Genomic DNA, 24,316 nt, shown 5'->3' on the forward strand with positions numbered 1-24,316 from the left:
GCGAGATTATGGAGAGCGGCCGACAGCGCGTCAACCCCTTGCCGCGAATTTTCTTTCGACAACGAAGACCACCACAACCCGACATTTTGTAAAGGCCAACAGCAGTCATCGAAGGCACAAAAAAGATCTCATCAAAAACGACCAGAGCATCTCGTTTCATCGAATCCAGTCAGGTTGAATACAGAAGCTACAGAAGCACTCACACCACGCAACGAGTACTTCCCTCACGAGCTCCAATTAAAGTTTTTACCCGCCACCGCCGTCATCCAGATTATCCCGCTACTTCAATTAGCTGCCGCCCATGGATAATCCTGCCGAGGAACGCGTCGACGCAAACACCGCTCCCGCCTCATCGTCATCGCTCGCCCTGGATGCCGTGCCGGTTGGCACGCCGCTTCCCTGGCCGATCGTCGATACCGACGGCACGCTGCTCTTCGCAAGCGGCACGATCCTCGCGACTACGGACGAGCGCACGTTCCTGTTCACACACTTTCGTCCGCAACGCGGCGACCTGCTGGACCCGAACGCGCAACAGCCGCCGAAGTCGACGCCGCCCGCGGAGCCCACCGGCGAGTTGACGGTCAGGGACATGCATCTGGAGATCGGCGCATTGATCGGCATGCGCCCCCAGCTCGGCAGCGGCGCGCCGATGCACCCATGCCGCATCATCGGCTTCGCGCCGAATCATGCGATCTTCGTCACGCCGCCGTTGCAACAAGGCCGGCTGCTGGCGCTCACGCCCGGCGAAAACGTCGAACTCGTCGCTATCGCCAGCCAGGCCGTGTTCCGTTTCGTCTGCACGATCGAGGCGATCTGCCGCCTGCCGTTCGACTACATCGTCCTGTCGAAGCCCGGTGCGATCCGCCGCCTGCGCGAGCGCAAATCGATCCGCGTGCACGCGCATCTGCCGGTGCGGTTCGGCATCGGCGAAACGGGTGATGTTTACGAGGGCCTGGGGCTCGCGAAAGGCATCAGCGCGCTCGGCATGTCGTTGAGCGCGTCGTGGACGCTCGGCGCGGTCGGCGATCGGCTGCGCATCGCCTTTCGCCTGAAGTCCGCTGAACTCGATACGGAGATCGAGACCACGGCCATCATCCGCAATGTGCAGAAAGGCAGCGCTCCCGGCGAGCCGTCGACTCATGGGCTCGAGCTCGATCGCCTCGACACCGCGCAACAGATGGCGATGAAAGTCTTCGTGTTCGATCGTCACGACGATGTGTTGTACTGGTCGAACGGAATGAAATAAGCGGTACAGACGATACGACCGCGCGGTGCACACCAGACTCGCCCGAAAGCGGGCGGCAGGACGTCGATCAACCGCTCAGCCGATCAACTCTTCCGGCGTCAGGCACCGCGCACCCCACGCATCGGCGAGCGCTTCGCAGCGGCCGAGCCGTAGCGCGCCGCGTTCGAAATCGACGAACACCACTTCATCGGCATCGAGCGGGCGCGTGGGCACGTCGCGTGTGCGGCCATCGGTCAGAATCCACAGCCAGCGCTGCTGGGCCGGCCGCCTGCGCGCGCTGCGCCCGAGCAATGCCGCGGCGCATCGCACCCCCGACGCGAGCGGCGAGCCGCCGCCCGCGCCCACCGGCCGCAGCCAGCGCTCGTTCCACCAGCGCGGCACGGCCGGACCGAAGCGCACGTCCGCGCCCACACCGCCGAAGCAGATCAGCGCGGCCTCGGCGCGCAGCGCGCTCGCATGGTCGAACAGCGAAATCAGCAAGCCTTTCGCCAGCGCGAGACGCTGGCCGGCCAGCATGGATCCGGAGCAATCGAGCACGAAACAATGCAGCACGCCGCCGCGCGGCGCCTCGCGTATGAAACGCAAATGCTCGCGGCGCAACGCGCGCTCGCGCATCGCGGCGAGCGTCGGCGGCCACGCAATGCGTCTACCCGGCTCGCCGCGCGAAGCGCTGCGCGAACTTGCGTTCATGCCTTGCCGCCATCGAAAACCGCTGCGCGAGTCAGCGGCGGCGCCCTTCCGATGGCTCAGCGTTTTTTTGCGCCGAGAGGAATGACGCTCTTGACCGGCACCGCCGCGGTTGGCTCGGGCGGCAGGTAGCCCCAGTCGGTGTCGGCGGAAGACGATAGCGACGCTGCCGAATAAGCCGCCCCATTGCCGGTGCCATCCTGTGACGGCGCCGCGCTCTCCGGCTGATCTGAATGCGAAGCTTGCGGATCATGCTGGCGCCGCCGATGAATCAGCACCGCCCCGGCAACGCGATCCACATGCTGCGCCGTCACCCCGGCCGCCCGCTCGAGCGCTGCCAGCGCGCGTGCCGCGCGCAGCATCACGAGATCGGCACGCAGACCGTCGACGGCCGCGTCGATGCATAGCGCGCTTACGTGCGCGTGCACGGCATCGTCGAATGCAAGCTGTGGCAACGCCGCGCGCGCCGTGTGAATCCGCTGCACGTATGCAGCCTGCTGCTGCGCATACGCAGCGCGAAAACCAGCCGGATCGTGATCGAATGCGAGCCGGGCCTTGACGATCGCCTGCCGCGTCCGCGGCTCGAACGCGTTCTGCAATTCGACCATCAGACCAAAGCGGTCGATCAGTTGCGGCCGCAACTCTCCCTCTTCGGGATTCATCGTGCCGATCAGCACGAAGCTCGCGTCGTGGCTATGCGAAACGCCATCGCGTTCGACGGTATTCACACCGCTCGCCGCCGCATCGAGCAGCGCATCGACGAGCGCGTCGGGCAGCAGGTTGATCTCGTCGACATACAGTACGCCGCGATGCGCCTTCGCGAGCAGGCCCGGCGAAAAACGCACCGAGCCGTCGCGCAACACCGTTTCGATATCGAGCGTGCCGATCAGACGATCCTCGCTCGCGCCGAGCGGCAGATTCACGAACTGCCCCTCCGGCAGCAACTCCGCGAGCGCGCGCGCCGCGGTCGACTTCGCGGTGCCGCGCGGCCCGCTGATCAGCACTCCGCCGAGGCCCGGATCGATCGCGGCAAGCAGCAGCGCCTGCTGCAACGGCGCCTGGCCGATCAGCGCGGCGAACGGAAAAACCGGCCGGCGAGCCGCGCCCGAAGCTGAACCCACCGTCGCTCCATTCATTTCCGTGTCCCTTCGATCTGCTGTTCGCTCGCGAGCAGATGCTGCTCCACCTGCGCGCGATAGTCGCCCGGTTCCTGCCACAGCCCGCGCTGCATCGCTTCGAGCAGATGCTCGCAGATCGCATGCAACGCATGCACGTTGTGCCGCTGCAGAAACGCGCGGGTCTCGGCGTCGTTCAGATAAGCGTCGGCGACGAGCGCGTATTGATGATCCGCAATCACGCGCGCGGTCGCGTCGTAGCCGTACAGATAATCGACGGTCGCGGCGATCTCGGCCGCGCCTTTATAGCCGTGGCGCTTCACGCCGTCGAGCCATTTCGGATTGACCACGCGCGAGCGGATCACGCGCGCGATCTCCTCGTGCAGCGTACGCACGCGCGGCGCGGCCGGATTGCTGTGATCGGCGTGATAAACGCGCGGCTGCTCACCGGCCAGATGCCGCACCGCCGCGACCATGCCGCCCTGGAACTGGTAATAGTCGTTCGAATCGAGCACGTCGTGCTCGCGGTTGTCCTGGTTCTGCAAGACGACGTCCATCGCGGCGAGGCGCGCGCCGAATGCATGATGTGCTTCCTCGCCCGCGCTCTTCTGCGCGTACGCGTAGCCGCCCCACGCCTGATAGGCGGTCGCGAGATCGGCATCGGTCTGCCATTGACGCGAGTCGATCATCTCCTGCAAGCCCGCGCCGTATGCGCCGGGCCGCGCGCTGAACACGCGCCAGCCGGCACGCTTGCGCGCTTCGGCGGGATCCATGCCGCGCGCGACCAACGCATCGCGTTCGCGCAGCACGCGCGCGCGGATCGGATTCAGATCGGCCGGTTCGTCGAGTTCGGCGACGGCCTGCACCGCCGCATCGAACAGATGCATCACGTTCGCGAATGCATCGCGGAAGAAACCGGACACCCGCAGCGTGACGTCGATGCGCGGCCGGTCGAAGGCTGCGATCGGCATGATTTCGAAGTCCGTCACGCGATGACTGCCCGGCGCCCACTTCGGCCGCACGCCGAGCAGCGCAAGCGCCTGCGCGATATCGTCGCCGCCGGTGCGCATCGTCGCGGTGCCCCAGACCGACAGGCCGATCGCGCGCGGGTAGTCGCCGTGCTCCTGCAAATGCCGCTCGAGCAGTTGCTGCGCCGATTTCACGCCTAGCGCCCACGCGGCTTGCGTGGGCACCGCGCGCGTGTCGACCGAATAGAAGTTGCGGCCGGTGGGCAGCACGTCGGGCCGTCCGCGCGACGGCGATCCACTCGGTCCCGGCGGCACGAAACGTCCTTCGAGGCCGCGTTTCAGTTGTGTCATTTCCTGAGGGCCGCAGGCATCGAGGCGCGGCAGCACGTCGTCGCGCAAGCGTGCGATGACCTGTTCCGCTTGCGGTAGGGCGGCACCGGATTCGGGCCCCGCTGGCGGACAATCCGCGCCCTCGTCGTCCATACCGCACACACCGCGCAACAACCCGGCCGCGAGCAGTTCCAGTCGCTCGCGCGTGTCGCCGTAATGCCGCCACGGCGCCTCGCTGACCCGCCGCAACACCTCGGGACGCGGACCGTCCCACGGCGCCGCCCAATCCACTGTCAACGGATCGAACAGATGGTCGATGCGCAGGTCGCGCGCCAGTGCGTCGGTCAGTCCGGCTCTGCCGCCCTGTCCGTCGCCGATCGGAAAGCGCCCGAGCGCGAGCAGCGTATCGCGCCGCTGCGCGCCGCGCGGCGATTGCCCGAACGTGTGCAGCCCATCGCGAATCTGCGCTTCCTTCAACTCGCACAGCCATGCGTCGACGCGCGTAAGCAGCGCGTCTTCATCGTCCTGCCCGTTCGGCGCCGCGAGACTCAGTTCCTCGTGCAGCCGATGCTCGACGATCGTCGTGAGGATCGTGCGACGCAGCAGCTTCGCGCGGCGCGGGTCGACCATCAGCGCTTCGTAGTATTCGTCGACCTGGCGTTCGAGGTCCTGCAATGGTCCATAGTTTTCGGCGCGCGTGAGCGGCGGCATCAGATGATCGATGATGACCGCCTGCGCGCGGCGTTTGGCCTGGCTGCCCTCGCCCGGATCGTTGACGATGAACGGGTACAGATGCGGCAGCGGCCCGAGAATCAGATCGGGCCAGCATGCGTCGCTCAACGCGACGCTCTTGCCGGGCAGCCACTCGAGATTGCCGTGCTTGCCGACGTGCACGACCGCGTCGATACCGAACCGATGGCGCAGCCAGAAATAGAACGCGAGATAGGCATGCGGCGGCACGAGCTCGGCGTCGTGATAGCTCGCGTAATCGCGCTGCCCGCGCGAACGCGAAGGCTGGATGCCGACGAACACCTGCCCGCAGCGCCAGCCCGCGATCATGAAGCGACCGCGCCGCAGCGTCGGATCCTGCTCAGGCCGGCCCCAGCGCGCGTTCAGCGCGTCGCGCACGCTGGCCGGCAATGCGTTGAAATGCGCGAGATAATCGTCGAGCGCGAGGCTTTGCAACGCCGGCCGCAGATCGCGCACGACCGGGTCGTTGGTGACCCCTTCGGTGAGCTTCCTCAGCAATGCGCCGCCCTCGTCGGGCAGCTCGGCAACCCGATAGCCTTCGTCGCGCAGCATCGACAGAATGCCGACCACCGAGGCCGGCGTATCGAGCCCGACGCCATTGCCGATACGCCCCTCGCTCATCGGATAGTTCGCGAGAATCAGCGCGAGTTTCTTGTCCGCGTTATCGAGCGAACGCAGACGGCACCAGCGGCGGCTCAGTTCGGCGAGAAAGCGCACGCGTTCGAGGTCCGGCTGATAACGGACCACGTCGACCTGGGTGTGCGGACAACGATACGCGAGCCCCTTGAAGCTGATCGCGCGCGTGATGATGCGGCCGTCCACCTCCGGCAGCGCGATATGCATCGCGATGTCGCGCGAATTGAGGCCGTGGTTGTCCTTGAGCCAGTCTTCGCGATTGCCGCCGCTCAGGATCACCTGCAACACCGGCGCGTCGCCGGCCAGCGCGAGCGGCTCGGGATCGTCGATCGCGGACGCGGCGAACGCGGTCGTGTTGAGCACCAGCGCCGCCTGATGTTGCGCGCACAGCGACTGCACGACTTCGCGGCTCATCGCATCTTTGAGCGACGTAATCGCAAGCGGCAGCGGATTGAGCCCCTGCGCTTCGAGCGCGTCGATCAACGCGTCGAACACCGCGGTATTGGCGGCCTGCAGATGCGCCTTGTAGAAAAGAATCGCGACGACCGGCGCATCCTGGCGCCAGCGCGCCTGCCAGTCCGCGATGGTCGGCGTATCGCGCGCGGGGTGATAGAGCGACGCGGCCGGCAGCGCGCGCGGCGGCTCGGGCTCGCGCCCCCAATCGAGCGCGTGATAGGCGATGCAGCGCAGAAACGCCTCGGCGTTTTGCGGCCCACCTTCACGCAGATAACGCCATAACTGTTCACACAACCCGGCGCTCGCGGTGCTGCGCGCAAGCAGATTCGGGTCTTCCTGCAAGTCACCGGAAAACATCGCGAGCGTTTGCCGGTTGCGCTGCGCGAGCGCGACGACCTGTTCGATGCCGTACGGCCAGTACGTCTCGCCGCCGAGGTGATCGACCACCACGACGCGCGCATGCTGCAACACGTCGTCGATATAGAAATCGACCGAAGCCGGCTGCCGCAGATACGTGACGTTCGCGAGCCGCACGCTCGGGAAGCCGTCGCCGAGACGCGGCACGGCACTCGCGAGCAGCGACAGCGTGGTGTCGGCGGAACTGAGCACGACGATATCGGCGGGCTGCTGATCGATACGGATCACGCCCTGCGTATCGTCGACGAAGCCGCCCGGTGTCGTGCGCAGCAGATGCATGGCTGCTCGCGCCGGTTATGCGGTGGCGTTCGACGTCGCGCCGAGCGCCGTATCGAACGCCTGTTGCAACGCGGGCTGATCGAGGTCTTCGCCGATCAGCACGAAGCGGCTCGGATGGCCGTCGCCGCCTTCGCCGGCCTGCCAGCGCCGGTCGAAATAGCTGTCGAAGCGGCGGCCCACGCCCTGGATCACGAGCCGCATCGCCGCGCCCGGCAGCGCCGCGAAACCTTTGACGCGGTAAATCGTGTGGTTCTCGACGAGCGTCCGCAACGCGGCGAGCGCCGCTTCGCGCGACGGCACGCTCGCCTGCACGACGACCGAATCGAACTCGTCGTGGTGATGATCGGGATCGTCGGCGGAACCGTGATGATCGTGGCGCAAATGGATCGTTTCCTCCGACGCCGCTTCGAGGCCCAACAGCGTATGCAGATCGAGCTGCCCCCTATGCGCGCGCACGATCTTCACCTGCGGCGGAATCTCGTCGCGGATCAGCGTTTCCACCGCGCTCTGCTGCGCATCGTCGAGCAGGTCCGTCTTGTTCAGGATCACGAGATCGGCCGCGCACAACTGGTCTTCGAACAGCTCGTGCAGCGGCGATTCGTGATCGAGATTCGGGTCGGCCTTGCGCTGCGCATCGACGGCGACCGGGTTGTCGGCGAACTGGCCACCCGCGGCGGCGGGGCCGTCCACCACCGTCACCACCGCGTCGACGGTAAAGCCGTTTCTGATCTGCGGCCAGTTGAATGCCTGCACGAGCGGCTTTGGCAACGCGAGCCCGGAAGTTTCGATCAGCACGTGATCGAGTTCATCGCGACGCTCGGCGAGCTTTTCCATCACCGGGAAAAACTCTTCCTGCACGGTGCAGCACAGGCAGCCGTTCGCGAGTTCATACAATTGCCCCTCGGTTTCGACGCCGTTTTCGTCGCAACCGATGCCGCAGCCCTTGAGGATTTCCCCGTCGATGCCGAGTTCACCGAACTCGTTGACGATGACGGCAATGCGCTTGCCGCCGGCGTGCTGAAGAATGTGCCGCAACAGCGTGGTCTTGCCGCTGCCGAGAAAGCCCGTGACGATGGTGACGGGAATCTTGCGCAATTGAGTTTGCATCGTGAGGTCCATCCGTAGGCGTTGCATGGCATGCCGGAAAGTCCAGGCGTTTGTTCAACACACGGGGACGAACGACGGCATTGCCGCGACAACGAAAACGCAGAAAGCGAAAGTGAGGTCATGGACGCGCCGCCGCATCCCCGCGGCGTACGTCCTGCATCTTCGGGCCGGTATCCGGGCTGGCGAAAGCGCCGCTTCCCCTTCCCGGCCGAGTGGTTTCTCGCCCAGTGGTGACATGCCGACGCGGCCTTGCGCGTGGACATCGAAGCCGGCTCCGCGGCGCCGGGCCGTGAGGCTCGCACCGCTTTTCGCTTACCGTTGCGGGGACAGCACAGGTTAGCCCGCTCCAGAGCAGATGGGCCCCCTGTTTCCCGTTTAACTGCATGCGCACGAGCGCGCATGCGAGCACCAGAAGTGCGTGCGAGTGTAGGCCCGCGGCCTTGCGCAGTCAAGGAAGCGGCGGTGACGAAACCCGCCGCCGGCGCTTATCCGGCAAGGCGCCATGTGCTATCGTATGCGCGCGTTTGGTGCCCGCGCATGCGCTCGCATGTGCAGTTAAACGGGAAACAGGCGGCGCGTCATGCGTTCAACCTGTGCTGTCCCCGCAACGGTAAGCGACCTGCGGCGCGCGATCCGATTCCGGCGCGCCGCGCATGCGTTTTTTGATGCCACTGTCCTGCGAATCCGCGAGTCTGCGCGACTCCGCGAATCGGGACGGGAAGGCGAAACGCGTGAGGCCGCCAGCCCGGATACCGGCCAGACGCGGAGGCGGCGCCGCGTGCATCCCATATGCCAGATTGCGCCGCCGGCCGCCGGAATCCGCGGGGAACGGATGTGAAGGCGTTCAAGCACGGCGTCGCGCGGCCGTGGCGTTCTCTTCGAATTTCCGAAGAAAGCGCCGCAAATCGCGCGCTTTGCCGTGACCGGATTCGCAGTACCGCATGATCTCGATCTCCACCGCCGCGCGCGCCATCGCGTGCCGCTTCTCTTCTTCCCTCACCGCATGGCGCGCGCCATGCACGCCGCGATGACGCGCGCCCGGCTGATCGGCGCCGGTCGCTCGACGACAACGCTGAGCGTCGGCATCGGTTGCCGCTTGCACAGCGCGGCCGCGGATATCGAAGCGGCCGTGCGCGCCGCGCTCGGGCCATATGCGTTCGGACAGATCCGCACGATCGCGACGATCGACACCAAGGCCGGTGAACCCGGCCTGCTCGAATTCTGCGCGCGGCATGCGCTGCCGCTACGACTATTCAGCCGCGAACAGATAGCCACCGTGCCGGTGGCGTCGCCGTCGGCCACCGCGCACGCGCATCTCAGCGTGGACGGCGTCTGCGAACCGTGCGCGCTGCTCGCGGCGCAAACCTTCGACTCCGCAACAGCCTCGCGGCATGCACGCCTCGTCGTACGCAAGAGCGTGCACGCCGGCGTCACGGTCGCGATCGCATCGGCCGACAACGATGCCGGCAACAGCGCGGCCTCCCTACACACTGCCCCCAACGACCAGGACTCCCGATGAAAACCGATCCCGAATCGCATCAACGCATGACCGAACGCCGCCGCGAAGGCCACGAGAAGAAGCAGGCCAGCGCGACCGTCGAAAAAGGCCTGCTGATCGTCAACACCGGCACCGGCAAAGGCAAGAGCACGGCCGCGTTCGGCATGGCCGTGCGCGTGCTCGGCCACGGCATGCGGCTTGGCGTCGTGCAGTTCATTAAGGGCGCGCTGCATACGTCGGAGCGCGATTTCCTCGGCGCGATCGCGAATTGCGATTTCGTCACGATGGGCGACGGCTACACCTGGAACACGCAGAATCGCGAAGCCGACATGGCGACCGCGCGCAAGGGCTGGAACGAGGCGCGCCGGATGATCGAAAGCGGCGACTACCAGATGGTGATCCTCGACGAGCTGAACACCGTGCTCAAGTACGAATACCTGCCGCTCGACGAAGTGCTGTCGGTGATCAACGCGCGCGCGCCGATGCTGCACGTCGTCGTGACCGGCCGCCATGCACCGGACGCATTGATCGACGCCGCCGACCTCGTCACCGAAATGCGCGCGATCAAGCATCCGTATCGCGAGCAGGGCGTGAAGGCGCAGCGCGGCGTGGAGTTCTGAGCGATGTCCGCGTGCCCCGCGCTGTTCATCAGCGCCCCCGCGTCAGGGCAAGGCAAGACCACGATCACCGCCGGTCTCGCGCGCCATCACCGGCGGCTCGGGCGGCGGGTGCGCGTGTTCAAGACCGGCCCGGATTTTCTCGATCCGATGATCCTCGCACGCGCGAGCGGCACGCCGGTGCTGTCGCTCGATCTGTGGATGGTCGGCGAGACCGCGTGCCGCGACCTGCTCGCCGAGGCGGCGGCCGAAGCCGATCTGATCCTGATCGAAGGCGTGATGGGGTTGTTCGACGGCACGCCGAGCAGCGCCGATCTGGCGACGGCCTTCGGCGTGCCGGTGCTCGCGGTGATTTCCGCGCAGGCGATGGCGCAAACCTTCGGCGCGCTCGCGTTCGGCCTCGCGCGCTTCAGGCCGGCGCTGCCGTTTTACGGCGTGCTGGCGAACCGCGCCGGTTCGGCACGGCACGCGCAGATGCTCGAAGCAGCGTTACCGGCCGATATACGCTGGTGCGGGCACATTGCCGCGAGCGACGACATCGCGCTGCCCGACCGCCACCTCGGCCTGCACCAGGCCGACGAAATCGGTGATCTCGAAGCACGGCTCGAACGCGCCGCCGATACGCTCGCGTCCACCTCGCTCGCCGCGTTGCCGCCGATGGTCGACTTCGGCGCGCCGTCGCCCGAAGTTTTGCCGCGCCTGCTGCAAGGCACGCGCATCGCGATTGCCCGCGACGCCGCGTTCTCGTTCATCTATCCGGCCAACGTCGCGCTGCTCGAAACGCTCGGCGCGCAACTCAGCTACTTCTCGCCGCTCGCCGACGAGCCGTTGCCCGACGACGCACATGCGCTCTATCTGCCGGGCGGCTACCCCGAACTGCACGCGGCGGCGCTCGCGGCCAACGCGCGCAGCGCCGCGTCGATCCGCGCGCACACGGCGGCCGGCAAGCCGGTGGTCGCGGAATGCGGCGGTATGCTCTATCTGCTCGACACGCTGACCGACGCGCACGGCACGAGCACGCCGATGCTCGGCCTCGTGCCCGGTCACGCGACCCTGCAAACGCGCTTCACGTCGCTCGGCATGCAGCAGATCGACGGCCTGCACGGCCCGCTGACCGGCCACACGTTTCACTACTCGAAGCTGGACACGCCGCTCACGCCGCTGCGCTCGGCCACGCGAGCGCACAGCGACGCGCCCGGCGAAGCGGTTTATCGCGTGGGTCCGATCGTGGCAACCTACATGCACGCTTACTGGCCCTCCAACCCCGCTTTCACGGCCGCACTCTTTCATGGCGAAGCCTTTTGACGATTCCGCGCGCGACGCGGTCTATCGCGCGATCTACGAACGGCGCGACATGCGGCATTTCGTGTCCGATCCGGTCGATCCCACCGTGCTGCGGCGTCTGCTCGACGCCGCGCATCACGCGCCGAGCGTCGGCTATATGCAGCCGTGGCGCATCATGCGCATCACCGATGCCGCGCTGCGCACGGCGTTGCACGAGATCGTCGAGCGCGAGCGGCTCGCCACAGCCGACGCGCTCGGCCAGCGCCGCGACGCGTTCATGAAGCTGAAGGTGGAAGGCATGCTCGAATGCGCGGAGCTGCTCGTGATCGCGCTGATGGACGGACGCGAGCGGCACGTGTTCGGGCGCCGCACGCTGCCGGAGATGGATCTCGCGTCGGTCGCGTGCGCGATCCAGAACATGTGGCTCGCCGCGCGCGCGGAAGGGCTGGGGCTCGGCTGGGTGTCGCTGTTCGACGTCGACGCGGTGCGCCGGTTGCTGCGCATGCCGGAAGGCGCGCGGCCGGTCGCGATTCTGTGCCTCGGCCACGTCGACCGGTTCTACAGCGAGCCGATGCTCGAAACCGAGCACTGGGCGAGCCGTCTGCCGCTCACCGATTGCGTGTTCGAGAACCGCTGGCCGCAGGGCGATACGGCGCGGGATTAACTCGCATGCACGGCAACACAAAGCACGCCCGAGGCTGCCCCGGCAGGGCCGGCGCCACCACGGCGTGCCGCCCTAGCGTTGCAGCGGCTGCATCGACTCGACGTTCGGCACGCCGCTCGCCTTGTCGATACTGAACTTCACGCGCCAGTCGGCCGGTTCGTCGAACGGCAGCCTGGCAAGCGCCGTTTTCACGAGCAACGGGATCGCATGCATCGGGTCGCCGTCGCGATCGACGAACACCGCGCTGACCTTGTAGCGCTCCGCGCCGCTCGCGTACTCGAAGAAGCGCAGCGTCAGCGCATGCTGATACTCGCGCCCGAACAGCAGCGCGCCGAGCCCGTCGCGCCCCTGACCGCAATCGGCGGGCGCGCAATCCTTGCCGCCGATGCCGATCGACGCCGGTCGCGTGCTATACGCGATCGACAGCAGATAATGCGCGGGCTTGCCCGTCGTATCGACGAAACCGTGTTCGGCCAGCTCGTCGCGCAGCAGCTTTTCGGCTTGCGGGTAATCGGCGCTGTCCTGCTGCGGCTGCGTGCGCGCGATCGCGTACGTCTTCTCGCCTTGCAGCGCAACGGCGGCATGGTCGGATCCGCCGGTGTGCACGTCCGCGCTCAGGCCCGCGCAACCGGTAAGACTCGCCGCGGCCAGCGCGGCACAGAGGTAAGCTGTTTTTCCCATCTTTCTTTTCTCTCAAGTACGTCGGATACGTCAGAACCGCGGCGCGACCGGTTCCTCGGATTGCGCGTCGTCGAGCGCCGGCAGCCAGATCGTAAAGGCCGTGCCCTCTCCGGGCGCGCTGACGACGTCGACATTGCCACCGTGGCGTGTCACGACGGTTTTCACGAATGCCATGCCGAGTCCCGCACCGCCCACTTCCGGCCGCTCCGCCTCGTGAAAGCGCCGGAAGCGTTCGAACAGCCCCGCCTGCTGCTCCTTCGGGATGCCATAGCCCTGATCGCGGATCGTGCACGACACGCGCCCCACCGCGCGCGCCGCGGCCGGCCGGCTCGCGAAGCTGCACACGATACGCGTGTCCGGCGGACTGTACTTGACCGCGTTGTTCAGAATATTGACGAGCGCGCGTGTCATCAGCGAGCGGTCGGCGCAGATCCAGTGGCCTTCGCCGGCGTCGTCGCCGCTCTCCGTGTGCAGCGTGATGCGCTTCGCGTGCGCCTGCGGCCAGACTTCGTCGGTCGCATCGATGACCAGCTCGGTCAGACTCAGCGGCTCGAGCAGGTAAGCCTGCGATTCGGCGCGCGCGAGCTGCACGAAATCGTCGGCGAGCGTGAGCGCGCGTTGCGCGTAACGCTCGATGCGCTCGAGCAGCCCGCGCGCGAGCACCGGCTCGGTACGCGCGCGCTCGATCTCGACCAGCGCGAGAATCGACGCCTGCGGCGAGCGCATGTCGTGCGACAGCAGCCGCAGCGCATCCTCGCGCTGACGCTCGGCCGCGTGCAGCGCCGACACGTCGACGAGACCCGCGATCCAGCCGGTCGTCTCGCCTTGCGCGTTGGTACAGGTCGCGTAGCGCAGCAGATGATCGCGTTCGTCGGCATCGCGCACCTCGATGCCCTGCGCCATCAGCGCGGCGAACTCGCCGCGCGTCGGGTCGAGCAGCGCCGGCCAGTGCGCGTGCGCGAACAGATTGCGCTCGGTGTCCGAGGCCACGCCACGGTCGATCGTTTTGACGAGCGTCAGGCCGCCCAGCACCGCGTGCATCGGCTGCCCCTCGGGCATCGGCGCGTGAAGCCGCGCGAAATGCGCCTTGGCCGCATGGTTCGCGATCAGCACGACACCGCGCAGGTCGCTGACGAGGATCGGCTCCGGCACGCTGTCGAGACTGTCCCACACGAAGCGCTTCATGTCCTGCACGCGCTGTGCGGCCTGCGCCATCAGCGCCATGTGCTGCTCGAGCACGTCGCCGCCGAACTCGCGGCGCCGCCGCGGCGCTTGCGGCAGCAGATGCGGTTCGTCGGCGAGGCGCTGCAGTTCGCCGCGCAGATAGGCCATCGTCATTTCGAGGCGGCGCCAGTTCCAGATCGGATACACGATCACGACGCCGAGGATCGCCGGCACCGGCGACATCCAGAGCCGCCCGCCGTACAGCAACACCGCGCTGACGGCTGCCGCGAACAGCACCAGCGCGCCGGTCAGCAGCAGCGAGCGGCGCGGCGACAGTACGAGAAAGCCGGCGAGCAGCGCGGCCAGCGGCGCGAGCGACGACACGAACACGACCCAGCGCGCGAGCGGTTGAATCTCGCGACCGGTCAGCAGCGTGTCGAGCACGTTCGCGTGGATATAGACGCCGGGCAGCGGCCCCAGCTCGCCCGACACCGGCGTCGCGAAGCGGTCGTAGAGGCCCGACGCGGTCACGCCGATCACCACGATGCGTCCGCGCAACTGATCGGCCGGCACCTTGCCCGCGAGCACGTCGGCGAAACTGAATTTCGTGTAGTTCTCGGCGTTCGGGCCGAACGGGATCAGGAAGCGCCCTTCGGTGCCGTCGTCGTTGCCGCGCGCGGGCACGTCCGAGCGGCGCGGCGGCAACCCGTCGCGCAGATGCAGCTTGCCGCGTTCGACCGCATCGGCGACGAGCACCATCAATTGCGGCCAGCGCGAGCTGTCGTCGCTCTGGAAGCGCGCGACGCTGCGCGCGATGCCGTCGCTGTCCACTTCGAAGTTGATGTGACCGAGCCCGGCCGCGGCTCGCGCCAGCGGCGCGACGGGTTCGATCGCGACGCGCCGTCCGGCGTCGTCGGGCGGCGTGAGCAGGACGGGCAGATAGGTCGGGCTCAGCGCGATCGCATGGGCGAGCTGGGCGTCGTCGGCATTCGGTTCGGTGAACAGCACGTCGAAGACCACCGCCGCGGGCCTGGCCGCCGCGATCTGCTCGAGCAGCCGCGCATGGATGCTGCGTGGCCACGGCCAGCGGCCGAGTTGCGCGATGCTCGCGTTGTCGATCTCGACCACGACGATGTCGGACAAAAGGGGCTGCTCGCGCTGGTTCAGCAGGCGGTCGTAGACGAGCTGGTCGATGCCGGCGCCGAAGCGCCCGAACGCGCTCAGCAGGATCACCACGATGCCGAGGCAGCCGACCCCCACCCACTCGATCAGAAAGCGCCGGCCGGCCCGCCGGCCGAGACGGGCGCGCGGATCGAGGCTCAGTCGCGTAGAAGTGTCGGGCAATGGACGATGTAATCCGGAACGGAAGGATGGGCCGGCCAGCAGGCCGGCCCCGAGAATCTACCAGCGTCAGCGCGCCAGCGTAAAGGAGCGAACGGGGCTGCTCTTCTCGTAGAAGCGGCCGTTTTCGAACTGCTCGGCGACGATCGTCCAGTAGTAGACGCCCGTGGGCAGGTCGCTGACCACCAGTTCGCCGCCCGGCAGATCGGTGCGATCGACCACCGGATGGCTCAGATCGGCGGTTCTGGCCAGCACGAAGCGAAAACGCGTCGGAACCTTGCTGTGACTGACGAACCAGCGGAAGTCGTAGTCTCGGCTGCCCGCGCGCCGCGACGCCGACGCATCGAGCCCGAGCTGACGGCGCTCGAATGCGTACACGTTCGGCAGACCGTCGAGGCCCTGGCTGTCGGTCGACGCGACCCGCACGAAATAGGTGCCGTCGGGCAGATCGCCGAAGTCCGCGTGCGGCGTGCTCACGCGCATGTCGCGCACGAGATCGAGCTGGTCGGCGTCGTGCGAGATCTGCAGCCGATAGCCGGCTGCCTGCGCGGCGGGCTCGATGTCGAACGCGACCGTCTTGCCGTCCTGCACGCGCGCCGGTTGAGCGAGCGCCGGCGCCGGCAGCAGCCCGACCGGACTGCCGACCGCGCCGCCCGCATGTGTGACGTTGCCGAAGCTCGCCTTGACCAGTTGCTCGGAAGCCTGCAGCGGCACGCCCGGCGCCGGCGCGACGCGCTGGCCGCCCTGCGTGGCCGGATCGACGCCGACCGCGCCGTCGAGCACCGCGACCGCGGTGGTCTGCGTGCTGCCGTCGTAGTCGACGCGAAAACGCGTACCGCGCACGCCCGCGACCACCGACGGCGACCTGATCTGGAAACGATCGTCACGCCGCGTCGCATGCGTGACCTGACTCTCCACCTCGCCGCGGTGCAGATCGAAGACGTGATCGCCCGCGCCGGTCAGCGTGGTGTGGCGCAGTTTCTCGATGTCGAGTTCGGCGTCCTGCGCGACCGTCACGTACGAGCCGCCCGGCAGCTCCAGCGTCGCGAAACCGTTCGGGCCGGTGCGCACGCGATCGCCTTCGGCGAGCGTCTCGCCGGTCTTGAGTGGCAGATAGGGGCTGGTGCCGAACGCATGCTCGACCGGACCGCTCGTCGCGACTACGCGAGCCGCATCCGGGTCCTGGCGGAGTTTGCTGGCTGGCAGACGCAACACGATGCCGGCCGGCATGCGGCGCGGCGCGGGCACGTGGTTCAGGCGGCTGAGGAGCGCCCAGTCGGTGGCGTCGGCCATATAGCGGCCGGCGATGTCGTACAGCGTGTCGCCTTCGCGTGTCGTGTAGGAAACGTAGACCGGCGGCGCCTTCGCGCCGGGTTTGATGCGAGCCGCCTGCGCGAGCGCCGCCGCGCTCCAGCCCGTTGCGCCCGTGGCGATCAGACAGGCCAGCGCGAGCCATGCAGCGGCGCGGCGGCCGGCCGCGGGCGCGTGGCCGCGCGCTGCCACATCCAGGAAAAGCGTCACGCCTCCCCCGCTTCAGAGGGTTCGTTGGCGGCGGCCGGCGGCGTATCCGTCTCGATTCGCTCGAGGCGGTAACCATAGCCGTAGATCGGCGTGAGCCGATAGCCGTGCGCCGGGCGCAGCCCCAGCTTGCTGCGCAGCATCGACACGTGGGTGTCCATCGTGCGCGACGGGATATCGGTGGCCTGCTTCCAGATCACGTCGAGGATGTGCGCGCGCGACAGCGGCCGGCTCAGGTGCTGGAACAGCAGCAGCGCGAGCTCGAATTCCTTCTGCGTGACCGAGACCGGCGTGCCGCGCACGACGACGTGCTTGGCGCTCAGATCGAATTCGAAGTCGCCGAACACTTCCTTCGTGGCCGGCGGCTTCAGGTAATACGCGCGGCGCAGCAGCGAGCCGACGCGGGCCAGCAGCACCGCGGCGGACACGGGCTTGACGAGATAGTCGTCCGCGCCCGTGTTCAGAATCGACGTGATGTCGGTTTCGCGGCCCCGGCTCGTCATGAACAGCACCGGCAGGCGCTCGGAGAGGCTTTCGCGTACCCAGCGCAGCACCTCTTCGCCGGACATGTCGGGAACGTTCCAGTCGAGCACGAGCAGATCGAACGTCTGGCGCCGCAACTGGCGCACCAGCTCCCGCCCCGCGCCGTACGCGTGACAGACGTGCCCCGCCGCCGACAACGTTTGACAAACAAGATCGGCCTGTGCCGAATCGTCATCCAGGACTGCAATTCTCATAAAACCCCACAACGCAACAGCGCCTTGCGTAACTGGCCGCCGGTAAACCGGCTAATTGCCGGGATGACGGTGTCGACCGCCGATCCGGCTTCCCATAAAACTCCGGCTGCTATCTTCCGAATGGAATGGTCCTTTGCCTTTGCCCCCATTTGGCGCTGCTTTCGCATCGTCCCGAAATCAGCGCATAGCTTGAATTGATATAGCGATTATGCGGGGCAGATCATCATAATCGAAAATCGTCCTTTCACCAGATTGCAATGTTCGGCAATCCGTCGCGAGAGATCCGGGTTAAAGGCGTCTTACGCGTTTTCCCCGGTTCTCCCGAGTCCGCCAGCCCCCTGCCGGCGCCCGCCAGCGAGTCGTGTCGCGGACGGCGAATCGTTACTGCGATGGCGTTTGGTCCCCTCGCCATATCCCGTTTCAAAAAGTTCCTAAGAGAACTCTGATTTAACAATTCGTTGGCTAGTATAGGAATAGTCTCAAAATAAATCGTTTAAACATTGTCAGATTTCGCTGAAACATTTGGTCTGCGGGGGTGGACGAATGCGTGGGACGGGGGGAAGTGAGCGCAAAAAAACGGCATCGCTTCATCTGAAGCAATGCCGCTCAAAAACACTACACGCTCGCGGGGGTCTAGCCGCACGAGTATTGACACGTTAGCCGTGACGAAACGTGCGCTCAAGATGAAAGAACTTCGTTTGTAACGATCGCCGAGGTAGTTATTACGTGCCATGCATCGGACGGTGGCGCGGAAGTCCCGCGCCGTGTGTAGCCGAAATTGGTATGAATTGGGGCCGCGTCGCGCATCGATTTACACACGCAGACGTTTTGTTACAGTCCGCCCCCCGCCTCCCGTTCGTTCCCGGTCGTATCTCATGCCGGCCGCTCGCCTGCTCACCGCGCGCCGTCGAGCTCCAGCATCGGCGCGAACAGCGCGTCGAGATCGTCGTCGGAAAACTTCGCGGCGCCGGCTGCGTCTTGCGCGAGGATGCTGTCGGCGAGTCCGGCCTTGCGCTCCTGCAACTCGACGATCTTTTCCTCGATGCTGCCCGCGGCGATCAGCTTGTAGACGAATACCGGCTTGTCCTGCCCCAGCCGATGCGCGCGGTCGGTGGCCTGATTCTCGGCGGCCGGGTTCCACCACGGGTCGTAGTGGATCACCGTGTCGGCGGCGGTCAGGTTCAAACCTACGCCGCCCGCCTTCAGGCTGATCAGGAAAAGCGGCACCTCGCCGCGTTGGAATCGCTCGACCGGCGTCACGCGATCGGCGGTATCGCCGGTCAGCATCACGTACGGGATCGCGGCTTCGTCGAGCGCGTCGGCGATCAGCGCCAGCATGCCGGTGAACTGCGAAAACAGCAGCACGCGGCGTCCTTCCTCGATCAGCTCGGGCAGCATCGACAGCAGCAGATCGAGCTTGGCCGAGCGCATCGGGCGCTCGCCCTTCGCGGGCCGGTCTTTTTCAGGCTTCGACGCACTTCCGCGCTGTCCGGCCAGCGGGTCGGCCGGCTGTCCGTGCGCGTCGTCGGATTCGCCACCGGCGCCATGCGTCCTGACGAGCCGCGGATCGCAGCACACCTGACGCAGCTTCAACAGCGCGTCGAGCACGATGATGTGACTGCGCGCCAGCCCCTGCGCGCTGACCGCCGCGCGCACCTTCGCCTGCATCGCGGTGCGCACCGTTTCGTAGAGATCGCGCTGCGCGCCTTCGAGGTCGACCGGGCACACGATCGTCGTCTTGGGCGGCAGCTCCTTCGCCACTTCGTCCTTGCGACGGCGCAGCGTGAACGGCCGGATGCGGCGCGCGAGCAGCGCGCGGCGCACGTCGTCGCCGCTCTTCTCGATCGGGTTGCGCCAGCGCCGCGTGAAGTCCTTCTGGCTGCCGAGAAAGCCCGGCAGCAGAAAATCGAACTGCGACCACAGCTCACCGAGATGATTCTCGAGCGGCGTGCCCGTCAGACACAGCCGATGCCGCGCGCGCAAGCCGCGAATCGCCTGCGCGGCCTTGGTGCTCGCGTTCTTCACGTACTGCGCTTCGTCGAGGATCAGCAGATGGTAGTCGTGTTCGGCAAGCGCCTTCTGGTCGCGCCACAGCAGCGCGTAGGTCGTCAGCACCAGCTCGTGTTCGCCGATCTGCTCGAAACGCTCCTTGCGCTGCGGCCCGTTCAGCACGAGCACTTTCAGCTCCGGCGCGAAACGGCGCGCTTCCTCGCGCCAGTTGTGCACGAGGGTGGTCGGCACGACGATCAGCGCGGGACGCGTGAGCCGCCCCGCTTCCTTCTCGGCAAGAATATGCGCGAGCGTCTGCACGGTCTTGCCGAGCCCCATGTCGTCGGCCAGCACGCCGGCCAGATCCTGCTCACGCAGGAATTGCATCCAGTTCAGGCCCTGGTGCTGATACGCGCGCAGCTCGGCCTTCAGCCCGCGCGGCACCGGCACTTCGCGCAGGCCCGGACCGGCTTGCAGGCGGCGCGCGAGTTCGCGGATCGACGCATCGCCGCTGAATTGCCAGCGGCCGGTGTCGTTCAGCGCGTCGAGCCGGCCGGCGTCGACCGCGGCCACGCGCAGCGGCGCGCCGTCGGCGAGCGTGCCGCCGAGCGAATCGAACAGATCGACCAGCACGCGCACGACCGGCTTCAGACGGTCGGCGCGCAGCCGCAGCCGCTTGTTTTCCTCTGTCTTCAGCTCGACCGGCTCGCTGTCGCCGATGCTCTCGAGCGCGCCGGAGAGCCAGCGCCGGTCGCGCCGGAACAGCTCGGCGAGCAGCGGCTCGAGCCGCACGTTGCGCTCGCCGACGCGGATACCCATTTCGAGATCGAACCAGCCGTCGCCGGCCTCGCGCGCGGTGCCGTCGATCGCGTCGATTTCGATCACGTTGTAGCGGAAGCCGGGCGCCATCGTCACGCGCCAGCCGCTGGCGACGAGGGCCGGCACCGCGTCGTTGACGAAGCCGGACCATGCGTCGGCATCGGGCAGGCCGAGCATCGTGTCGGGCACGAGACGCGCTGCATGGACGCCGCGGGTCGGCACTTTCTGCAAACCGGTCTTGCGCAGTTCGAGCAGGCGCTTTTTCTCCGCGTCGTAGCGCCGCCGGATATGGATCACGTCGCCGCCCGGCAATGGCACGAGCGTCACGCTGCTGTCGGCGTTGATGCTGACGCCGTCGTAGTCGAAGCTCACGGCGGCCAGCTCGACCGCGCTGGACTGGCGCTCCGCCGCCTTCGCCAGCTTCGCCGCTCTGGCGCCTTTCGCCGCGTTCGGCGGCGCGTGGCTGTTGAGCAGGAGCACCGGCACCGGGTCGACGTCGATCACGCGGATCGCCGGCGCGTCGTGGGTAGGCGGCAACGGCAGCTCGGGCGCGATCTCGCGCAGGACCGACGCGACGAGCGGCGCTTCGGCGAGCGAGATCGGCGGCATCGCGAGATAGTCGGGCAACTGCTGGAACGGCAACGACAGCGGCACGATGCCCGCCTCGTTCGCCACGCCGTCGACGTACCAGACCGGCTCGGTCGGCAGCACCATGCTCGCGCGCGGTTCGGTACGCAGCACCGGGCGCAGGCGCTCGTCGGCAAGCGGCTCCCATTCGATGCGGCCGGGCCGGTCGGCGGCGCGCGTCAGCGGCGTCGGCCCCGCGTGGCCAGGCGCGATTTTGAAGCCGAAGAACAGGCGCCCGGTGGCGATCAGCTTCTGCAGCGTCTCCGCGCCGCTCGTGCCGCGCAGCACGAACTGGCCGAAATCCTCGCGCGAGCGGCCGAGCCACAGCCCGCGCAGGATCGACAGGTCTTCGTCGGACACGAAACGCGGCTGCTTCAGAAGCGCCGCTTCGACGTCGCCCCAGCTCTCGCCGACTTCGACGATCGTGCCGTTCGCATCGCAGCGCGCGCGGTGCAGCACGACCTCGTGGCGCATGTGAAAGCTCGACCAGTTGAGCCGGTAAGCGAGCGTTTCGCCGCGCCCGGCGCTTGGGCTGCGCGCGGCGTCCTTGCCGGCCGCGGCGCCGGCCGCATCTGCCGCGCGCACGCGGGCGCGGAACCGCTCGAGCCAGCTCACGAGTTCCGGACGCACGCCCGGCGATAAGGCCGGCTGCAACGGCGCCACGCCGGGCGCCGTATCCGTGCCGCCCTCTTCCGCCACGCGCGTGATGTGGTCCATCTCGTCGTGGTAGTCGAGTTCCGCGAGCAGCAGCGCCGCAACATGCTTGCAGTTGCGGCCGACCGGACACGTACAGTCGCTTTGCGCCCACGGCGAACCGCCGTCGGTACGGAAGCGCACCCGCGTCCGGTAGGGTTGCGGGCGCGAGCCCTGCACATCGCCCGAGAGCGTCGCGCCCTGCCATTTCACGTTGCTGACCGCGCCCACCGAGCGCGCTTTGGCGACGGTCCAGTCACCGAGCCATTCCGTAATCCTTTCCCGATCGAAGAAAACTGACGACATCCGCGTGCATTCCTGTTCAAACCGGCGAAGGCACTTGCGCGCGGGCGAAACAGCGCGCCGGGCGACGCGCTATCGCGACGCCCGGCGCATTCTGCCCGGCTGCAATCTGCCTGTGATAACCGGCCATTTTACGCGTTGGAAAATGGCTGTGCCGCCCGGTTCGAACCGAATTCAGGCGATGCGCGGATACCGGGTGCGAAGTGGGCACGGCGGCTTCGACGCGCTGGATTCGCGCCACGCATGCCGCCGTCCGCCGATGAACCGGCAGGCAAACGCAGTGAAACCTTCCACCTCAGCGCTCGCCGCGCGTCATGCTCGCCCATACGCCGTCGCGCAGAATCAGCGCATGCAACAGCGCCGCCGCGAGATGCAGCAGCACGGTCGCGAACAAAGCGAATGCGAGCCACGTATGCAGCGCGCGCAGCAGCGCGAACAGCGCGACGTCGCGCGGCACGATCGGCGGCAGATGCAGCGAACCGGCCAGCGTGACCGGATAGCCCGCCGCCGACACCATCGCCCAGCCGATCAGCGGCATCGCCACCATCAGCGCATACAGCACGACGTGCGACGCCCTGGCCGCGATACGTTGCGCCTTCGGCATGGCCGCCGGCAACGGCGGACTGCCACGCGTCGCGCGCACCGCGAGCCGCAACGCCACGAGAACCAGCAACGCAATGCCGAGTGGCCGATGCAGCGCGATCAACGTGTCATGCGCGCGCGATACGGTCGCGACCATCCCCACGCCGATAAACAGCATCGCGACGATCAGCGGCGCCATCGTCCAATGCAGCAGCCGCGCGAGCGGACTGAAATGAGTGCGTACGCGCGTCATGAATGTTCTCCTTTTTGCTCGCCTTTCTGGCCGCCTTGTTGCTGCGCGTTCGTCCGCGTCCGATGCACGTCGGGGTGCAGCGCTTCCTCGCGCGTGCGGCGCTTGAACGACAGCGCATACGCGGCCGAACGCGCGGCGAGCAGCGGATCGTCGGACGGTGCAATGCCCGCGGGCAGGATCGTCGGATCGAAGTTGATGTCGCGGCACTCGCCGTTTTCCTGCGACGTCGCGCGCTCGATCACCAGCGTGCCCGCGTCGACGCGCGGGCGATCGTCGGGCCATTGCAGCGTCGCGTCGTCGATGGGGTCGCCTGGTTGCGCGACATCCAGGATCAGATGCCAGCGCAACGGTCCCTGTTGTAGACGCTCGTCGAGATCGGCGGCGAGGAAATTCTTTTCGGCCTGCTGCGCGGCGGTAATCGGCGCGTATGGCGTTTCCGGCACGACGGCCCAGCGCACCGCGCGCGTCGTGCCGCTCGCGTCGGTAAACAGAAACGCGTTGATGCTGTAGTAAGCGGCGTTCGCGAGGCTCGACGACGGCGGATGCGCTTTCACCCAGCGCTGGAACGGCTGCGTCTCCGGATTGGCCGCGTAGAACGCCTTCAGTTTCGCCGGATCCGGTTTGCCGGTCGCGGGATCGGGCTTCGCGGCCAGCAGTTGCTGATAGAACTGCTCAGGCGTATGCACGGCGAACACCGGCGTCGAATTCATGCCGGTACGCCACTGTTCGCCGTCGGACAGGCTGAACTGCAGCGCGAAACTGCGCACCGGCGAGCTCGTATCCGGCGCGGACGGATTGCCGCCCGGCACCGCGAAGCGTCCGGACACCGGCGTGCGGCCGGGCGCGAACACCGTCGCGTGAGACAGCGCCGCGCCATTGCCATTGCTGTCGAAATAGCCTTCGACGCACAGGCCTTTCGCGTGATTGCGCCGATAGCCGGGATGCGGGCCCGCCACCGCCTCGAACGTATCGATGATGCGCGGCGCGCTCAGACGCGCGGGCGTGAGCCAGCCCGCCGTATAGGCGAAGCCGCCCGCGAGCGCGAGCACGGCCGCGCCGATCAACGCGAGCCGGCACGGCACGCAGATCGGCCGATGATCGGACCGTGGCTTGGGAACAGAGGGTTGCGTCACGAAAACTCCTTGCCGGATGGATCGATGCAACGGCGAACACGCCGCGCGGCGATCTATTCCATCCGGCGCCGGCCGGAATCAATCATCGATGCACTTGCGAAACGCGTGGAATAAATGCGTACGCACCCGTGTTCACCTTCCGATAGCCGTCACCCCGCCCCACGCGCATCACTGTCATGACCTCGACCGACCAGCCGCCCGGCACGCCGCCTTCCGAAGCCGACATTCAGGCCTATGCCGACGGCACGCTGACGCCCGAACGTGCGGCGGCGCTGCGCGACTATCTCGGCAAGCATCCGGCGGAAGCGCGGCGCGTCGCGTTTTACGACAGGCTGAATACGCGGATCCAGGCGGCGTTCCAGGCCACCGGGGAGCCCGCGCCGGAGCGCATCGGCGGCGCGCGCGCGAAGGTCCGGCGCGCG

At 67.3% G+C, this 24,316-nt stretch carries 18 protein-coding genes and 2 riboswitches; of the genes, 7 read left to right on the top strand and 11 right to left on the bottom strand.

Annotation, left to right across the window (positions count from 1 at the left end; all coding sequences use genetic code 11):
* Together QM685_RS35880 and QM685_RS35885 are read left to right on the top strand one after the other, a co-directional pair.
* Positions 1–309: hypothetical protein (locus tag QM685_RS35880; RefSeq protein ID WP_415124125.1), on the top strand; the 309-nt coding region annotated here is incomplete at its 5' end.
* Complete coding sequence (locus QM685_RS35885) at positions 302–1,246, top strand: flagellar brake protein (RefSeq protein ID WP_415124127.1); 945 nt, start codon at positions 302–304, stop codon at positions 1,244–1,246. The genes QM685_RS35880 and QM685_RS35885, both read left to right, overlap by 8 nt.
* A gap of 75 nt (positions 1,247–1,321) precedes the next feature.
* On the opposite strand, the gene QM685_RS35890 is transcribed toward QM685_RS35885, so the two are convergent.
* The 4 genes from QM685_RS35890 to cobW are packed head-to-tail and all read right to left on the bottom strand — an operon-like array spanning position 1,322 to position 7,991.
* Positions 1,322–1,936 carry a vWA domain-containing protein gene (locus QM685_RS35890; RefSeq protein WP_415124129.1) on the bottom strand — a complete coding sequence of 205 codons (615 nt, stop codon included), beginning with the start codon at positions 1,934–1,936 and terminating at the stop codon, positions 1,322–1,324.
* A 56-nt stretch (positions 1,937–1,992) separates the two neighbouring features.
* Positions 1,993–3,069 carry an ATP-binding protein gene (locus QM685_RS35895; protein WP_415124131.1) on the bottom strand — a complete coding sequence of 359 codons (1,077 nt, stop codon included), beginning with the start codon at positions 3,067–3,069 and terminating at the stop codon, positions 1,993–1,995.
* The gene (cobN, locus tag QM685_RS35900) at positions 3,066–6,884 is read right to left on the bottom strand and encodes a cobaltochelatase subunit CobN (protein ID WP_415124133.1); all 3,819 of its coding nucleotides are present in this window, start codon (positions 6,882–6,884) and stop codon (positions 3,066–3,068) included. Before cobN ends, QM685_RS35895 begins: the two co-directional genes overlap by 4 nt.
* A gap of 15 nt (positions 6,885–6,899) precedes the next feature.
* Positions 6,900–7,991, bottom strand: coding sequence for a cobalamin biosynthesis protein CobW (gene cobW / locus QM685_RS35905; RefSeq protein WP_415124135.1), 1,092 nt, complete (start codon positions 7,989–7,991; stop codon positions 6,900–6,902).
* Between the two features lie 147 nt (positions 7,992–8,138).
* Positions 8,139–8,419: riboswitch (cobalamin riboswitch) on the bottom strand.
* A gap of 80 nt (positions 8,420–8,499) precedes the next feature.
* Positions 8,500–8,767: riboswitch (cobalamin riboswitch) on the top strand.
* A 239-nt stretch (positions 8,768–9,006) separates the two neighbouring features.
* Here cobW and QM685_RS35910 point away from each other — a divergent pair.
* The 4 genes from QM685_RS35910 to bluB are packed head-to-tail and all read left to right on the top strand — an operon-like array spanning position 9,007 to position 12,054.
* Entirely contained in the window at positions 9,007–9,510 is a 504-nt protein-coding gene (locus QM685_RS35910) for a cobalamin biosynthesis protein (RefSeq protein ID WP_415124137.1), read from the top strand.
* On the top strand, positions 9,507–10,109 hold the full coding sequence (cobO, locus tag QM685_RS35915; RefSeq protein WP_415124139.1) for a cob(I)yrinic acid a,c-diamide adenosyltransferase: 603 nt from the start codon (positions 9,507–9,509) through the stop codon (positions 10,107–10,109). Before QM685_RS35910 ends, cobO begins: the two co-directional genes overlap by 4 nt.
* A gap of 3 nt (positions 10,110–10,112) precedes the next feature.
* Positions 10,113–11,411, top strand: coding sequence for a cobyrinate a,c-diamide synthase (locus QM685_RS35920; protein ID WP_415124141.1), 1,299 nt, complete (start codon positions 10,113–10,115; stop codon positions 11,409–11,411).
* Positions 11,395–12,054 carry a 5,6-dimethylbenzimidazole synthase gene (bluB, locus tag QM685_RS35925; RefSeq protein WP_415124143.1) on the top strand — a complete coding sequence of 220 codons (660 nt, stop codon included), beginning with the start codon at positions 11,395–11,397 and terminating at the stop codon, positions 12,052–12,054. The genes QM685_RS35920 and bluB overlap by 17 nt, the downstream gene beginning before the upstream one ends.
* A 72-nt stretch (positions 12,055–12,126) precedes the next feature.
* On the opposite strand, the gene QM685_RS35930 is transcribed toward bluB, so the two are convergent.
* The 7 genes from QM685_RS35930 to QM685_RS35960 all read right to left on the bottom strand — a co-directional run bounded on the left by QM685_RS35930 (position 12,127) and on the right by QM685_RS35960 (position 23,894).
* A complete protein-coding gene (locus QM685_RS35930; protein ID WP_415124145.1) occupies positions 12,127–12,735 on the bottom strand; it encodes a DUF4136 domain-containing protein in 609 nt (202 codons plus the stop codon).
* Positions 12,736–12,765: 30 nt separating this feature from the next.
* The gene (locus tag QM685_RS35935; protein WP_415124147.1) at positions 12,766–15,243 is read right to left on the bottom strand and encodes a CHASE2 domain-containing protein; all 2,478 of its coding nucleotides are present in this window, start codon (positions 15,241–15,243) and stop codon (positions 12,766–12,768) included.
* Positions 15,244–15,309: 66 nt separating this feature from the next.
* Entirely contained in the window at positions 15,310–16,761 is a 1,452-nt protein-coding gene (locus QM685_RS35940) for a FecR domain-containing protein (protein ID WP_415124149.1), read from the bottom strand.
* Positions 16,758–17,495: a response regulator transcription factor gene (locus tag QM685_RS35945; protein WP_415124151.1), complete on the bottom strand. Its 738-nt coding sequence runs from the start codon at positions 17,493–17,495 to the stop codon at positions 16,758–16,760. Before QM685_RS35945 ends, QM685_RS35940 begins: the two co-directional genes overlap by 4 nt.
* 894 nt (positions 17,496–18,389) lie before the next feature.
* The gene (locus tag QM685_RS35950) at positions 18,390–21,929 is read right to left on the bottom strand and encodes an SNF2-related protein (protein ID WP_415124153.1); all 3,540 of its coding nucleotides are present in this window, start codon (positions 21,927–21,929) and stop codon (positions 18,390–18,392) included.
* A 292-nt stretch (positions 21,930–22,221) separates the two neighbouring features.
* Positions 22,222–22,761 (bottom strand): cytochrome b, encoded by a 540-nt coding sequence (locus tag QM685_RS35955; protein ID WP_415124155.1) that lies wholly within the window; start codon positions 22,759–22,761, stop codon positions 22,222–22,224.
* The gene (locus QM685_RS35960; RefSeq protein WP_415124157.1) at positions 22,758–23,894 is read right to left on the bottom strand and encodes a catalase family peroxidase; all 1,137 of its coding nucleotides are present in this window, start codon (positions 23,892–23,894) and stop codon (positions 22,758–22,760) included. Before QM685_RS35960 ends, QM685_RS35955 begins: the two co-directional genes overlap by 4 nt.
* Before the next feature lie 176 nt (positions 23,895–24,070).
* Here QM685_RS35960 and QM685_RS35965 point away from each other — a divergent pair.
* Positions 24,071–24,316, top strand: a 246-nt coding sequence (locus QM685_RS35965) for an anti-sigma factor family protein (RefSeq protein WP_415124159.1), incomplete at its 3' end; no start/stop codon positions are given.

Source organism: Paraburkholderia sp. (genome assembly GCF_047605525.1).
Taxonomy (GTDB): Bacteria; Pseudomonadota; Gammaproteobacteria; order Burkholderiales; family Burkholderiaceae; genus Paraburkholderia.

Coding starts and splice junctions, on each gene's coding strand:
- QM685_RS35885 (WP_415124127.1), top strand. CDS start 302: ATGGATAATCCTGCCGAGGAACGCGTCGACGCAAACACCGCTCCCGCC.
- QM685_RS35890 (WP_415124129.1), bottom strand. CDS start 1,936: ATGAACGCAAGTTCGCGCAGCGCTTCGCGCGGCGAGCCGGGTAGACGC.
- QM685_RS35895 (WP_415124131.1), bottom strand. CDS start 3,069: ATGAATGGAGCGACGGTGGGTTCAGCTTCGGGCGCGGCTCGCCGGCCG.
- cobN (WP_415124133.1), bottom strand. CDS start 6,884: ATGCATCTGCTGCGCACGACACCGGGCGGCTTCGTCGACGATACGCAG.
- cobW (WP_415124135.1), bottom strand. CDS start 7,991: ATGCAAACTCAATTGCGCAAGATTCCCGTCACCATCGTCACGGGCTTT.
- QM685_RS35910 (WP_415124137.1), top strand. CDS start 9,007: ATGCACGCCGCGATGACGCGCGCCCGGCTGATCGGCGCCGGTCGCTCG.
- cobO (WP_415124139.1), top strand. CDS start 9,507: ATGAAAACCGATCCCGAATCGCATCAACGCATGACCGAACGCCGCCGC.
- QM685_RS35920 (WP_415124141.1), top strand. CDS start 10,113: ATGTCCGCGTGCCCCGCGCTGTTCATCAGCGCCCCCGCGTCAGGGCAA.
- bluB (WP_415124143.1), top strand. CDS start 11,395: ATGGCGAAGCCTTTTGACGATTCCGCGCGCGACGCGGTCTATCGCGCG.
- QM685_RS35930 (WP_415124145.1), bottom strand. CDS start 12,735: ATGGGAAAAACAGCTTACCTCTGTGCCGCGCTGGCCGCGGCGAGTCTT.
- QM685_RS35945 (WP_415124151.1), bottom strand. CDS start 17,495: ATGAGAATTGCAGTCCTGGATGACGATTCGGCACAGGCCGATCTTGTT.
- QM685_RS35950 (WP_415124153.1), bottom strand. CDS start 21,929: ATGTCGTCAGTTTTCTTCGATCGGGAAAGGATTACGGAATGGCTCGGT.
- QM685_RS35955 (WP_415124155.1), bottom strand. CDS start 22,761: ATGACGCGCGTACGCACTCATTTCAGTCCGCTCGCGCGGCTGCTGCAT.